The following is a 13587-nucleotide window of genomic DNA, read 5'->3' on the forward strand; positions in this document are numbered from 1 at the left end:
AGACTTCATGAAAAAGAAACTGGTTCTTGGTTCGTTGGTAGTCGTATCCGTAGTGCAATACGCTAGCCCGGCGTTTGCGAATAAAGAAATCATCGGAAACATCATCGGTGGTGTGATCGGTGGTGGTATCGGTACACAAATCGGTAAAGGCAATGGAAATAAAGCTGCCATCATCATCGGCGCCATCGCTGGTACAATGATTGGTGGTAAATTGGGTCGTGACATGGACGAAGCAGATCGTCGCGCTTGTGAAGAAGCTCAACGCCGTGCTCTTCGCAATCGTTTGGGTGAGCGTGAAGACTGGGATGGTCGCCGTCACGGTGGTCGTTCAGGCGCTCGCGGTTCTGTGACAACAACTCGTGAAGGTTATAACAACCGCACGGGTGAATACTGCCGTGAATACAACTCGGTTATTTACTTGAACAACCGTTCAGAAGAAACTCGCGGTATCGCGTGCTCTCGTCCGGATGGTTCATGGTATGAAGTGCGTGAAACTGAAGTTCGCTTCGGTGGTCGCGGTGGCAACGGTGGTGGTTACGGTCCAGGTCGTCAAGAGCCTTCAAGACCTCCACGTTACCCTGAGGTTCCTTCACGTCCAATGCCTCCACCTCCTCCATCTTCATACCAAGCTCGTTATGAAGGTTCGGCTCGTATCGTGAATGTAACTCGTCGTTCTGGTGGCGAATGGGTGCGTGTGACTTTAAGACAACCATTGACGCTTGAGCAGATCGAAGTTCACGCGTTGGCTGCCGGCGTAAGAATCCACGAAGCGGTTCTTTACACTGACAGAAACGACCGTATCCAGATCCGTCAGTTGACTCAAACAGGCACGATCTACTCTGGTGGAGCTGTCATTTCTGAAAGATTGAACTTAAATGACCGCGTCCAAGTGATCGATCTTCGCGCTGAGTCTATGGGCGGAAGTGCAGATATCATCGTGAAAGCTATCTCGAATGAGGCTTATCCGTCACTGAGCGGTTCTCGCTACTAGTGCCATTTCGGAGCTGCTAGCTTCCTCGACGCCAGTCTATGACCAAGAGTGTCTAGACTGGCTTTTTTGTCTCTAAAAGTCGATAGTGAGTGGGTTTAAAAATAAGGAGCTCACTCATGTCTAAATTGCGTGTTGGTATCAACGGTTTTGGTCGTATCGGTCGCGTTCTTTTCCGTGCAGGTTATGAACAATTTGAAGTTGTCGGAATTAACTCTTTAGATAGCATTGAAGGTAATGCTCATCTTTTGAAGTATGACTCTGCTCACGGCATCTTCCCGGGCGAAGTCTCTGTTTCTGGCCATGACCTTGTGGTGAACGGCAAAAAAATCCACGTTTCTAAAACTCGCAACCCCGCAGAAATTCCTTGGAAAGACTGGGGAGTAGACTTGGTTCTTGAGTGCACAGGCGCATTCAAAGATAAGGCAGAGTTCATGCAACACATCACGGCGGGTGCAAAACGCGTGTTGGTTTCAGGCCCTGCAGAAAAAGGCGCGGATCTAACAATGGTTTACGGTATCAACCACGAATCTTACGATCCTTCAAAACACCACGTAGTTTCTAATGCGTCTTGCACGACAAACTGCTTGGCTCCTTTGGCAAAAGTATTGAATGAATCTTTCGGTATCGAGCACGGCACAATGATGACAGTTCACTCTTACACGAACGATCAAAAAATCTTAGATGCTCCTCACAAAGATCTTCGTCGCGCACGTGCCGCAGCTGTCAGCATGATTCCGACAACAACAGGTGCTGCGAAAAACGTGGGCTTGGTATTGCCAGAGTTGAAAGGTCGTATCGACGGTATTTCTATTCGCGTTCCAACTCCGAACGTGTCTTTGGTGGATTTCACGTTCACTGCTAAAAAAGACGTCACAAAAGAATCTGTGAACGAAGCGTTGATCGCGGCTTCTCAAGGCGCTTTGAAAGGCGTTTTGGCAGTAGAGCACAATGAACTTGTCAGCGTTGATTTCAACGGCAACAAACATTCTTCTATCGTAGACCTTGCTTCCACAATGGTTGTAGGTCCTCGTATGGTGAAAGTTCTTTCTTGGTATGACAACGAAACAGGCTTCTCAAACCGCATGGTGGACGTAGCTCACTACATGGCTAAGAAGGGTCTATAGGGCAGGGCCCACAGAGTGGAGGCGCCTGTCGGCGCCGTAACTGAAGTAGTAAAGGAATTTTTTGAATGGCTAACGGTCTTAAGGGTATTAAAACAGTTCGTGACTTTGAACTTGAAGGAAAAGTTGTTTTCCTTCGTTTGGATTTGAACGTTCCAATGGAGAACGGCAAAATCACGGATGAAAATCGTATCACGGCGTCTTTGCCGACGATTAAGTATTGCATGGAGAAAGGTGCGAAGCTTGTTATGGCTTCTCACTTAGGCCGTCCGAAAACTAAAGACGACAAAGAGTTTTCTCTAGAGCCTGTGGCAAAACGCCTGCAAGAGCTTTTGAGTGCCGAAGTTATCTTGGTTGAAGACCCGGATTCAGATGCTCCTAAGCATCTTTTGCAATCTTTGAAAAAGAACCAGTTGATCCTTTTAGAAAACGTGCGTTTTGAAGAAGGGGAGACGAAAGACTCTATCGAGTTCGCCCAAAAGATCGCCAATTACAGCGATATCTACATCAACGATGCGTTTGGGGCTTCTCACCGTGCGCACGCGACAATCCATGCTCTTCCATCAGTGATGAAAGACAAAGGCATTGGCTTCTTGATCGAAAAAGAAATCACGATGCTGGATTCATTGTTGCAAAATCCGAAACGCCCTTACTTGGCTTTGATGGGTGGTTCTAAAGTTTCTGATAAGATCGCGGTTATCGAAAGATTGATGGACGTTGTTGACGGCTTCATCATCGGTGGTGCGATGGCTTATACTTTCTTAAAAGCTCAAGGCATCTCTGTCGGTAAATCTTTGGTGGAAAACGACAAGTTGAAATACGCAAAAGAAATGATTGAGCGTATTGAGGCTCGTAATAAAACGATTCTTCTGCCAGTTGATCACGTGACGACAAAATCTTTTGGCGACACGGCGAGTGCGCGCACAACGAAAGATGTTGTCATTGCGGACGACGAGTTGGCCGTAGATATCGGTCCAAAAACGATTCAAAACTACTCGACAGCTCTTCGCGAAGCGGGAACTATTTTCTGGAACGGTCCTATGGGCGTTTTTGAAACTCCGGCTTTTGCCAAAGGGACATTCGGTGTGGCTCAAGCTATTGCGGAAAGCAACGCGATTAAAATCGTCGGTGGCGGTGACTCTGCAGCGGCAGCGGAAGCTTCAGGTTTTGCTGACAAGATGACTCATATTTCGACAGGCGGTGGGGCTTCTCTTGAATATCTTCAAGGGGACAAGCTTCCAGGTCTTGAGATCCTAAGAGCGAAAAGATAGTTATGAATTTATTTTCTTCCCAGATCCATCTTGCACTTCCTTATTTGGGCATTTTGGTTCTGATGTATTTTGCCCTGACCGTGAACGTAATCCGCAATCGCTGGAAACACCGTGTGGGATTGGGATCAGGGCAAAATTCAATTATGGAGCAGGTCATACGTATTCACGGAAATTTCGGTGAATACGTGCCCTTTCTGTCATTGGTTCTGATTGTGCTAGAATTCAACAAAGCAACACCAGTCTTTCTTCACACTTACTGGATTCTTTTAATCCTTTCACGGGTAGCCCATGCGTGGGGACTTTGGGGTTCACGTTCTGTCAGTCGTGGTCGCACTTTAGGGATGACGCTGACGGGAGTGGTGATGCTGGGTTCTTCGGTGATGTTGTTCGTTCAATTTTTTAAATAGAGGTCCGCGATGAAAAAAATCTTTGCTGCCAATTGGAAGCTTTTTAAATCTCCCAAAGAAACTCGTGAATTTTTCACGCAGTTTAAAGAATTGAGCAGCAAAGCCACAGGTGAAGTGGTGTTTTTTCCTTCTGCGATCTCACTAGAGGCGACCAGCACCAGCTTGCAAGGAACAAACATCAAGTGGGGCGTGCAGAACGCTTACTTTCAGGCTCAAGGCGCTTTCACGGGTGAAAACTCGGCACAAGTGGTGAAGGAACTGGGCGGCACTTATGTGCTTATTGGGCACAGCGAGCGTCGCAAGATCTTTGGCGAAAGCGATGCCTTGATTGCTGATAAAGTCGCTTTCACGCAAAGCCTAGGTCTGATTCCCATGCTGTGTATTGGTGAAACTTTAGAAGAGCGTGAAGCCAAGCACACATTCCGCGTCTGTGAAACGCAATTGCTTCAAGGCTTAGCGAAAGCCGACAAATCAAAACCGGTGGTGATTGCTTACGAACCCGTTTGGGCGATTGGCACGGGGAAGGTGGCGACACCGGAACAAGTGGCCGAAACCCACACCGATGTTTTCAGCATTTTGCAAAAACTAGGTTTCGAACAAAGCCCGATTCTTTACGGTGGCAGTGTGAAGCCGGACAATGCCGCAGGTCTTATTAAGCAACCTCATGTGAATGGATTCTTAGTCGGTGGAGCTTCGCTAGAACCGAAGTCCTTCATTGATATCGCAACGGTTTAGAATCAACCGTTGCCTTCGTCGTCTTCACGAGACGCATTCATCAAGGATTCTTCCAATTCCTTGGCCTCTTTTTTAGGTAACGACTTAAGGGCTTTTTCGAAAGCCTTTTTTTCTTTCTTATACAAAGGCAGTAAAATCTCTGAAGCCGCTTCAGAGGGATCGTGTTCAAAAGTCAGAACAGACACGCGAACCAGTTCTTTAAGAACATCTTCAGAAACTTTTTCTTTCGCCGCCACTGCGGTATCCACAGTTTGCTCAACGGTTTTTAACATCTCTTGAGTTTTTTCACCCACCGCAGCTTCATCTTTGGCGGCTTCAAAGTCTTTCGCCGAATAGGCTTGAAGCTTCTTTAAAGAATCTTGAAGCGTGGATGCAGAGGCGTTAAAGCAGAGCAGAGAAGAGAAAAGAATCGCTACTAGAGTTCTCATTTGCTCTCCTTAATCATCACACCAATTAATTCGCGGTTATAAAGCGGTTGTTTTGTCGAGCGGTAGAAATCGCTGACGTAACCGCCATTTTTACCCCAGTCCGTTTTAATCTCCGCGTGTCCTGCGTGATTGCGATCACGAGTATTGCGGTAGACTAGGATTGCGCCCTTCGGAGCATCTGCCGGACTCTTAATAAGATTTTTAAAGCGAGAATCTTCCAGCATGTTTGTGAAGCCCCGGCGTTTTAAGTCGCCGACAGCATAACGAGCCTTGGATCCTGGCAGATAGTCGCCCACCAAGTCGCCACCCAAAAGGGCGCGCTTCACATAGCGATAACAAAGTTTTTTCGAGCGACGTTCTTTATTGCGCATACCGTACTTAATAGAAGCTTCCACTTCTTTGCTTGTAGAGTATTTAGACACCGTCGGATAGTTGCTCCACTTGGGATCAGGCACTTCGGGTTTCGTCGTGACTTTCGCTTTTCCGACTTTGTTTAAATCTTCGCGATTTTTTTCAGCCGGTGTCTTTTGTTGCGAAGAACAAGTCGCACAGAAATCACCTTCGGTTTTTTTAGGATCCGTGTTTTTTGCAAGATTAGGATCTTCAGGTTTTTCAGGCTTTTGTTCGCGCAAGACTTCTTCTTTTGTCGGAAGATGTGGAAGGGCTTGCGTTCCTTCAATAGGAAGACCTGCTCCATCTTGGATCGCACGTGAAGTTAACGCCAACTCAGGGTCTTGCACTTCTGAACCTTGGCGGTCCTTGAACGTCAACCAAGGGTCTTTTTGCGAGAAATAAACCCAAGTCTCATCGCCGACTTTAGGAACGTTTTTACCGCCCTTACCGCCAACCTTAGTCACTTTGACTTTGATACCATAAGAACCGGTGCGACTGAGTTTGCGAGTTTCAACAACAGTTCCTTCGGTTCCCTCTGGAACTAAGAATTGAACGTTGCGGGCTTTTTTTCTGAAATCTACAGAGGAGCGACCATAAAGATCACCTGTTAGGACAAGCTCTTGCAGCTCTTCAGGTCTAAACGCGAACGATGACGACGCGAAAAGCGTGAACGACAATAGAATGTGCAGCAATCGTTTAGATAATCTCAAATTGACTCCTGAAACTCTTTTCGGTGATCACACGATCAACGAAAGGCTAGGAGGCGGTAAACTGGACTTAAGGGAAATAAAAAAGGCCTCTTACGAGGCCTTTGCGAATAAGAAATCGAAGATCACAGATTAGAACAGAGCATTTTTCGGAGTACGAGGGAATGGGATCACATCACGGATGTTCCCCATGCCAGTCAGGTACATCATCATACGTTCAAAGCCCAAGCCGAAACCCGCATGCGGGAAGCTGCCGTAACGGCGTAGATCCGTATAGAAAGAATATTCCTCTGGATGCAAGCCTACTTGTTTCATGCGTTGCTCAAGAAGCTCTAGGTTGTCTTCACGTTGAGATCCACCAATGATTTCACCAATGCCTGGAGCCAATAGATCCATTGCACGCACGGTCTTACCGTCGTCATTCAATTTCATATAGAAAGCTTTGATGTCTTTTGGATAATCCGTCACGAAGACAGGTTTTTTGAAATGCTCTTCAGCCAAATATCTTTCGTGTTCCGACTGCATGTCGATGCCCCATTGAACTGGGTACTCGAATTTTTTGCCGGATTTTTGCAAGATTTCAATCGCTTCGGTGTAAGTCACGCGACCAAAATCGTTGTTCAGAACGTTATTCAATTTATCGAACAAACCTTTTTCCACGAACTGGTTGAAGAATTCCATTTCTTCCGGACATTGTTCCATCACGTAGCGGATAATGTATTTGATCATCGCTTCACCCAGCTCCATGTCGGCGCTGAGATCGGCAAACGCGATTTCAGGCTCGATCATCCAAAACTCAGCAGCATGTCGTGAGGTGTTTGAATTTTCCGCACGGAACGTTGGACCGAAAGTGTAGATGTTACGGAAAGCCGCGCAGAAAGTTTCTCCGTTCAACTGACCGCTCACTGTGAGGTTTGTCTCTTTACCGAAGAAGTCTTGGCTGGCGTCAATGGTGCCATCTTCTTTTCTTGGTGGCTTATCCAATTTCAGCGTCGTCACTCGGAACATTTCACCCGCACCTTCAGCGTCAGAACCTGTGATGATAGGTGTGTGAACATAGACGAAACCTTGTTCATTGAAGAATTTGTGAATCGCATAAGCCAAAACAGAGCGAACACGGAACACCGCAGAGAAGGTATTTGTGCGCGCACGAAGATGCGCGATCTCGCGCAAGAATTCAAAGCTATGACGCTTGTTTTGCAAAGGATAATCGAGGTCGGCTTTTTGAATGACTTCCACTTTGCTCGCCATCACTTCGAACGTCTGTCCGGCACCTTGAGATTTAACTACTTTGCCGGTAACTAAAATAGACGAAGAAATTGAAAGCTTAGCGACGTCTTCAAAGTTAGACAGATTTGTATCAAAAACGACCTGAACACCTTTAAAGAAGGTGCCATCATTCAATTCGATAAACCCAAAATTTTTCTGGTCGCGAATTTTGCGAACCCATCCTGTCAGATGGACTTCTTTATCGATGTATTTTTCAGTGTCTCTAAATAGCGATTTTACGAGAGTCGTTTCCATGGATGCCCTTTCACAGTGTTTCATAAAATACCGTTCTTTCGGGGCCTTGTCTAACGCCTCTTCATACATCCCGAGGTCTTCTTCGGGTTTCTGTGACGAGGGCTCTTATTGTCGTAACGCGAAAAGTCAATATACAGAAATGTGACGTAATTTCAATAGCTTAAATTGAGACCTGATCTTGCTAGGGCTTTAAGGCAAACGTATCCTAGATGAGGACCTACAAAGGAGTTGTACGTTGGCGCAGAGAATCCATTATCGACTTTGTCAGTGTTGTGGCGGTTTGAACTCCGCCGAAAACGAACTTGTGACCACCTGTGAGTCTTGCGGAAAGCATCTTGCACCGTTTTACTTTTTCGACGAGAGTAGGGCCATGGGCCTTGACCAGTCGAATTTTTACTCCAGTGTGCGAGGGGATGCTGAATCCATTCTGCCACACAAAGAGTATCCACCGATCTGGGGGTTAACGGCATATTGGGAGTCGTAGTTCACAATGAAAGTCACTTTTGCAGATATTCAAAAAGCGCGCGAGCTAATCAAAGATGTTATTTGTTCCACGGAACTGAGTCACTCGGTCAGCGCCAGTAAACTACTGAACGCAGAAGTGTACTTCAAATTTGAGAACACCCAACGCACCGGAAGTTTTAAATTTCGTGGTGCTTACAATAAAATTTCAAATCTCACGGCGGAAGAAAAAGCCCGTGGCGTTGTGGCCAGCTCTGCGGGTAATCACGCGCAAGGCGTGGCGTATTCAGCGACTCTTGCGGGAGTCAAAGCCACCATCGTCATGCCGGAAAACGCGTCGATCAGTAAAGCCTCTGCGACACGTGCTTACGGAGCCAATGTTGTCCTTAAGGGTGAGATCTATGATGAAGCCTACGAGCATGCTCAGAAGCTTGAAAAAGAAAATGGCTTCACCTTCGTACATCCTTATCAAGATCCCTACGTGATTGCGGGGCAGGGGACGATTGGTATTGAAATTTTAGAAAGACTTCCTGACTTAGACACCATCATTGTTCCGATTGGTGGTGGCGGATTGATCAGCGGTATTTCTTTAGCTGTCAAATCTATCAACCCGAAAATTCGTGTGATCGGTGTGCAAAGTGATCGTTCACCCGGCATGGCAAACATGTTCCGAAAAGAACCGCCGATGTCACCGCAAAAAAGAGCAGCCACCATCGCAGACGGCATCGCAATTAAAAATCCTTCCCAAGTCATGTATGACAATTTCATCTCGAAGTATGTGGATGAAGTGGTCACTGTCAGTGACGACGAAATTGCCGAAGCCATCGTCTTTTTGATGGAGCGTGCAAAGACCGTGGCTGAAGGTTCTGGTGCCGCGGCTATGGCTGCTGCGATGTCGCGTTCCTTGAATCTTGGAAAAAAATGCTGCGTGATTATCAGCGGCGGAAATATTGATTTGAATATCGTTTCAAAAATCATCGACCGCGGGCAAATCTTGCGCGGTCGTCTTTGCGAACTGTCGGTGATCGTAGATGACTTGCCTGGCAACTTAAGCCGTTTGACTCAAGCTATTGCTGCCCAAAAAGCGAATATCTTAGAAGTGCGCCACGATCGAGTTTCTCAAGGTCTTTCATTACGCGAAACCCGTATCGATTTCGTTCTAGAGACTTCGAGCATTGAACATGTCGAGAAGATCAAAAGAGCTCTTGAGGATACGGGGGCTAAAATCATCAAGGGCTCCTAAAGAGATCTTGGATTTTTCCCAGTCTTCCACTTGGTATTTATCTAAAATCCGTTGCAGCTCTCCGTTGCGACGAAGTTCTTCGACACCACGACTTAAAAGGGCCGCGTATTCGCGAGACTGCGGATGATGTGGAGAAAATCCGACATACAGATAAGGGTCTTGTGAAGTGACCCAGCCCGCGGCTTTCAGATTTTCTGCCGGCACGCCAAACTTTTTTAGCGCGTGGTGAAGAGCCACGGGGTTTTCGATGAAAGCATCCAAGCGATTGCTTTCAATCATACGAATGATTTGCTCTAAAGGTTTTTCGCCGGAAAAAGGAATAAAAGATTTATGGCGACTGCGAATCATTTGATCAATGCTGTCTCCGTAAGTGTAACCGTTGATCACACCGATGCGCATATTCTGTAAAGAGTGGCGACCCGTAAATTTCCACTTAGAGTCTTTTTTTGTGAAGTAGGCATTTTTCATAATACCTAAAGTGTTGTTGGTAAAAATGAAATCAGGTGCATCCATACGACTAGCACCCACGAGGACGTGTGCTTTATTTGCACGCACTTCTTTCACGGCACGCACCCAATTAGTAAGGCGCATATCAACGGTGTGACCTCTTTTTTCGAAGATCTGCTGAATGATCTCTACCATGTATCCAGGCTTTTCAGAGCGAGGATCGCAGACGTAAGGGCACCAATAATCGGAACGCATGGAAATCACGTCAGCGAATGACAAAGACTTAAATAGCAAGACGCTCGTGATGATAAAAAATTTAGCAATCGTGGTGTTCATAAGGTCCCCCTCCTTACTTACTCTTCAGCAATACTTTGCCTAATCGCAAGTTGCACCAGGAAAAGGGGAGCCTTTCGGAAATGTAACCTATATTACTAGAACTGGATTTTGCGTTCGAAATGACAAGTGTAGCCAGCGGGGTTCTTTTCGAGGTAATCCTGATGATATTCCTCAGCTTTCCAGAACTCACCGGCCTTCACGATCTGTGTTGCCAAAGTTTGTCCCCAAGCTGCAGATTTTTCCACGCGGACTTTGATGCGCTCAGCATCTTCCCTCTGCGTCTCGGAAGTATAAAAAATCGCACTACGATATTGTGTTCCGATGTCATTACCCTGGCGATTCACAGTCGTGGGATCATGGATTTTAAAGAAGAACAAAAGCAGATCTTCATACTTCAATTTTTTAGGATCGAAGACGACTTTGACTGTTTCTGCGTGATTGGTCGTGCCGGTTTTCACGATATTATAAGTGGCGTTTTTAGTATCGCCACCCATATATCCTACTTCCGTTTCTACAACGCCCGGAAGTTTACGAATCAAATCTTCCATGCCCCAGAAACAACCGCCTGCCAGATAGGAAATTTCAGTTGATGCCATAGGAGTGCCTTTCTTCTGCGTTTTCGCTAAAGATGTACTAAGACCAAAGAACAATAAAAATGCTATTAGGTATTTCATTCTTTTATCTTAGCACTTAACACAAGGGGCTTACTAGCCCCTGTAAATTGACACTATTCTTTTCCGAAGCCGCCGCCAGAGCCCGAGCACAATGTGAGAATATCACCAGCTTGAAACTTCTGCTGTCCCAACACGGGAAGGAGTTTATGTTCTCCCGCACGTTCTAAAGACATCTCGCTGGCGTCACCATGGCTGCAGTTTTTTGGAATGCGAGGGCGGTGCAAGGTGAGGTCTGTCAGCCAAGCCGCTTCGACTTCATCGCGGACTTCCAATTTTACGATAATACCGCGGCCGCCATTGTGCTTACCTTTTCCGCCCGCTGAGTGGCGCGAGTCCACGCGTTGGATTTTAACCGGGAAGTCACGTTCCATCTGTTCAATGGAAAAAGGTTTTAAAAGAGCCGCTTCGCCTTCTTGATCCGAACGCGCGCCTTTGCCACCTGGTAAAGTCAGCAAGGCATGCTGTTCCTTGTGTTGCAGATCGAAGTGCAGAGGGCAGTGGCTAGATAAAGCCTTTTCATTTTTATGATGAATCTGCGATAAAGTCAGCTCCATCGCCGTCTTGATCGCGGCCACACCACAAGTCATACCTTTGTAAGTAGGTGCCGGATATTTTCCAACCAGCCAGCAGCCCGTGGGTTTTGTGATCTGAAGAATAGAGAAAGATCCACTGTTGGCAAATTGATCAAAGCCATAAAAACGGCTCAAGGCATGGAAGCAGGCTCCGTAAGTCGCAGACTCTGTCAGCGAAACCGTTTTTGCCGCCGTCGTGCCACTGAAATCCAAAGAAATTTTTCCGTCATGGATTTCCATATTCATGCGCAGAAGTTCGCCGCTATCCAGGACGATGTCGACGCGGGCCTCGCCGGAAGCACGTTCACTGATTCTTTGCACGGCCGCCTGTTTAGAAAGTTCAAGATACTCTTCAATCAGCTCGCCGGTGATAGTGAAACCAGTAAGTTCGATGGCCTCATGCAGTTTTTTTGCTTTTACGGTCAAAGTTTGAATTTGTGCTTTGATCCATTCCACAAATTGAGGAGGGCAGGCCGGATGCGCTTGCATCGCTGCCAAGATCATTTCATTGACTTGATTCTTTTGACGAAGCGGTGTTGGCGGAATACGCAAACCTTCTTCTTCGACAGATTTAGTGATGCGAACAGATTTATTCACGGACTGACGAGTCACCCACAAAAGATCTTCCGACACGGCCATGATAAAAGTCATGTCGCAAAGAACACTTCCACCGCTATAAGGGTCGTTAAGAAGAGCGATGTCGCCTTCTTCGAGTTTCAAATATTTGCTGGCGGTATTCGCGGCGGTTGTCAAAGTGCCATAAGTGACAGGATCTTGTCCTTTCACGGCCAGGACATCCCCTTCCGTCGTTAAAAGGGCCGACTCGCCTTGCAGGAAGTCGTTTAAAAGAGAGTGAAGAAGTTCGATTTGATAACTCATAAGGACTCCTGCAAAGCTTGATGGCCACAAAGAGCTGTCGCATAAGATTCACTGAACTCTTCCGTTTCGATAACGGTGTGAGAATCTTTTTTGAAGGCATTGGCAAAGACAGTTGCTAGGGGACCTGTCACAACCAGCTTTGCGCTTTGTCGGTTGAGATAAGCTTCCATCGCGAGTCTTTGCAAAGTCAGACTTTGCATTTCCTTCGTCAAATGGGAAATATCGCTGTCGCGAGTTTGGCTGATTTTTGAAAGAGCAAAGAATGAATTCTTAAAGCGCTGAATACCTTGCGCTGAAAAACGGTCTTCTAAGCCAGGAAGTTTCGTGAGCTTGGCATTTTCAGCCCATAAATCCAAAAGCGAAGGTTTTTGCCCACGACCCAAGAACATAGGACCGGGTTCCCAGCCCTCTTGAGTTTTACTGAAATCGAAGCGACCAAAAGTATTTAAAGCAATTCCCAACGTTGGTTGGATTCCAAGTTCGATCGTCTTTAAATGCGGTACTTCCACCGCGCCCCAAGGACTTTCCCACGCCGAACTCCAAGAAGCGCCAGAGATCAGCAAGAAGCCTTCAAGTCCCAAGTACAAGACGTCGGCTTTTTTCATGGCACCGAAGTAGTGACCTAAAGCGGTTCCTGCAGAAAAAAGACTGCTGACGTGTTGAGAAGAATCTTCCTGGAACAGTTTACCGGAAGAATTAAGGAAGTAGATTTCTTCCTTAGTAACGGCACCGTCCAGAGCGGCTATGATTTCTGCTTTACGATCGGTGAACACGCTAGAGATCGTCGCATTCAATGCATTCTTGTTCCAACGACTGACTTCATGAGGATTGTCGTTGTTTTCCGGAGTAAAGACCTCCAAGCCCTTTTCTTGCAGATAGTTTTTTGCGACCTGAAGATTTGCCGGATGAGTGGCAGAGTGCAAGAAGTGCAAACACACTTTCTTGCAACCCATCATCTGAAGTTTGGCAACCACGGGTTCAAGATCATTGGTATCTAAGGGAATTTCAACAGTGCCATTAGCAAGAACACGCTCACGCACAGAAAAAAGCAGATCTTTGCTTGTCAAAGTTTGCTCTGGTGATTTCGCGCAAAGGTGCAACCAGTGTTCGAAGCCCTCGGTCGTGATATGCGCGACCGCGCCACTGAGTTCGTAGCTCAAAAGTTTTTTAGGCAGGCGCAAGCTCACGAAAGCTTGAGTCGGTTTTTGTCCTGCATGTTCGCTAACGAATTGGGACAGGCTTTGTTTAAGACTTTCGCGCGCAAGATAAACTCTTTTTTGCGCTACTGGTTTTGTATCTGACAGAAGCGAGTACTCAGCGAAGGACTCACCAACGCTCACCCCTAACAAGAAACGGTTTTGCATTTTTAAACGCTCTCTATTGAAAATACTCTGGAA

The 13587-nt window shown here is 46.6% G+C and carries 13 protein-coding genes; 6 read left to right on the forward strand and 7 right to left on the reverse strand.

The genetic code is table 11. The features are described 5' to 3' along the window. Positions 1-7 precede the first annotated feature (7 nt). The 5 genes from AZI85_RS07365 (at position 8) to tpiA (ending at position 4525) form a co-directional block, all read left to right on the forward strand. Positions 8-991: a beta-sandwich domain-containing protein gene (locus tag AZI85_RS07365; RefSeq protein ID WP_063243476.1), complete on the forward strand. Its 984-nt coding sequence runs from the start codon at positions 8-10 to the stop codon at positions 989-991. A 116-nt stretch (positions 992-1107) separates the two neighbouring features. After that, entirely contained in the window at positions 1108-2115 is a 1008-nt protein-coding gene (gene gap, locus AZI85_RS07370; RefSeq protein ID WP_063243477.1) for a type I glyceraldehyde-3-phosphate dehydrogenase, read from the forward strand. A gap of 65 nt (positions 2116-2180) precedes the next feature. Continuing rightward, positions 2181-3383, forward strand: coding sequence for a phosphoglycerate kinase (locus AZI85_RS07375; RefSeq protein WP_063243478.1), 1203 nt, complete (start codon positions 2181-2183; stop codon positions 3381-3383). Positions 3384-3385: 2 nt separating this feature from the next. Then, a complete protein-coding gene (locus AZI85_RS07380; RefSeq protein ID WP_063243479.1) occupies positions 3386-3790 on the forward strand; it encodes an MAPEG family protein in 405 nt (134 codons plus the stop codon). Positions 3791-3799: 9 nt separating this feature from the next. Then, on the forward strand, positions 3800-4525 hold the full coding sequence (gene tpiA / locus AZI85_RS07385) for a triose-phosphate isomerase (RefSeq protein ID WP_063243480.1): 726 nt from the start codon (positions 3800-3802) through the stop codon (positions 4523-4525). 2 nt (positions 4526-4527) lie between these two features. Here tpiA and AZI85_RS07390 read toward each other — a convergent pair whose 3' ends face one another. From AZI85_RS07390 to asnS, 3 genes are all read right to left on the reverse strand, one after another. Further along, on the reverse strand, positions 4528-4953 hold the full coding sequence (locus tag AZI85_RS07390; RefSeq protein WP_063243481.1) for a hypothetical protein: 426 nt from the start codon (positions 4951-4953) through the stop codon (positions 4528-4530). Further along, on the reverse strand, positions 4950-6056 hold the full coding sequence (locus AZI85_RS07395; RefSeq protein WP_063243482.1) for a hypothetical protein: 1107 nt from the start codon (positions 6054-6056) through the stop codon (positions 4950-4952). Before AZI85_RS07395 ends, AZI85_RS07390 begins: the two co-directional genes overlap by 4 nt. Positions 6057-6185: 129 nt before the next feature. Continuing rightward, positions 6186-7577: an asparagine--tRNA ligase gene (gene asnS / locus AZI85_RS07400; RefSeq protein WP_063243483.1), complete on the reverse strand. Its 1392-nt coding sequence runs from the start codon at positions 7575-7577 to the stop codon at positions 6186-6188. A gap of 490 nt (positions 7578-8067) precedes the next feature. Between asnS and ilvA the strand changes: the two genes are divergently transcribed. Further along, positions 8068-9282: a threonine ammonia-lyase gene (gene ilvA, locus AZI85_RS07405; protein ID WP_063243484.1), complete on the forward strand. Its 1215-nt coding sequence runs from the start codon at positions 8068-8070 to the stop codon at positions 9280-9282. Here the strand turns inward: ilvA and AZI85_RS07410 are convergent. The 4 genes from AZI85_RS07410 to AZI85_RS07425 form a co-directional block, all read right to left on the reverse strand. Next, complete coding sequence (locus tag AZI85_RS07410; RefSeq protein WP_063243485.1) at positions 9199-10065, reverse strand: substrate-binding periplasmic protein; 867 nt, start codon at positions 10063-10065, stop codon at positions 9199-9201. The two genes, ilvA and AZI85_RS07410, sit on opposite strands and share 84 nt — an antisense overlap. A 95-nt stretch (positions 10066-10160) precedes the next feature. Continuing rightward, the gene (msrA, locus tag AZI85_RS07415) at positions 10161-10739 is read right to left on the reverse strand and encodes a peptide-methionine (S)-S-oxide reductase MsrA (RefSeq protein ID WP_081110947.1); all 579 of its coding nucleotides are present in this window, start codon (positions 10737-10739) and stop codon (positions 10161-10163) included. A 53-nt stretch (positions 10740-10792) separates the two neighbouring features. Next, positions 10793-12190, reverse strand: coding sequence for a hydantoinase B/oxoprolinase family protein (locus AZI85_RS07420; RefSeq protein WP_063243487.1), 1398 nt, complete (start codon positions 12188-12190; stop codon positions 10793-10795). Beyond that, positions 12187-13554 carry a hydantoinase/oxoprolinase N-terminal domain-containing protein gene (locus tag AZI85_RS07425; RefSeq protein ID WP_063243488.1) on the reverse strand — a complete coding sequence of 456 codons (1368 nt, stop codon included), beginning with the start codon at positions 13552-13554 and terminating at the stop codon, positions 12187-12189. Before AZI85_RS07425 ends, AZI85_RS07420 begins: the two co-directional genes overlap by 4 nt. Positions 13555-13587: the final 33 nt, after the last annotated feature.

The sequence above is a fragment of the Bdellovibrio bacteriovorus genome, from assembly GCF_001592755.1.
In the GTDB taxonomy this organism is placed as follows: Bacteria; Bdellovibrionota; Bdellovibrionia; order Bdellovibrionales; family Bdellovibrionaceae; genus Bdellovibrio; species Bdellovibrio bacteriovorus_E.

Coding starts and splice junctions, on each gene's coding strand:
- AZI85_RS07365 (WP_063243476.1), top strand. CDS start 8: ATGAAAAAGAAACTGGTTCTTGGTTCGTTGGTAGTCGTATCCGTAGTG.
- AZI85_RS07375 (WP_063243478.1), top strand. CDS start 2,181: ATGGCTAACGGTCTTAAGGGTATTAAAACAGTTCGTGACTTTGAACTT.
- asnS (WP_063243483.1), bottom strand. CDS start 7,577: ATGGAAACGACTCTCGTAAAATCGCTATTTAGAGACACTGAAAAATAC.
- AZI85_RS07380 (WP_063243479.1), top strand. CDS start 3,386: ATGAATTTATTTTCTTCCCAGATCCATCTTGCACTTCCTTATTTGGGC.
- AZI85_RS07425 (WP_063243488.1), bottom strand. CDS start 13,554: ATGCAAAACCGTTTCTTGTTAGGGGTGAGCGTTGGTGAGTCCTTCGCT.
- AZI85_RS07390 (WP_063243481.1), bottom strand. CDS start 4,953: ATGAGAACTCTAGTAGCGATTCTTTTCTCTTCTCTGCTCTGCTTTAAC.
- tpiA (WP_063243480.1), top strand. CDS start 3,800: ATGAAAAAAATCTTTGCTGCCAATTGGAAGCTTTTTAAATCTCCCAAA.
- AZI85_RS07410 (WP_063243485.1), bottom strand. CDS start 10,065: ATGAACACCACGATTGCTAAATTTTTTATCATCACGAGCGTCTTGCTA.
- AZI85_RS07420 (WP_063243487.1), bottom strand. CDS start 12,190: ATGAGTTATCAAATCGAACTTCTTCACTCTCTTTTAAACGACTTCCTG.
- gap (WP_063243477.1), top strand. CDS start 1,108: ATGTCTAAATTGCGTGTTGGTATCAACGGTTTTGGTCGTATCGGTCGC.
- msrA (WP_081110947.1), bottom strand. CDS start 10,739: ATGAAATACCTAATAGCATTTTTATTGTTCTTTGGTCTTAGTACATCT.
- ilvA (WP_063243484.1), top strand. CDS start 8,068: ATGAAAGTCACTTTTGCAGATATTCAAAAAGCGCGCGAGCTAATCAAA.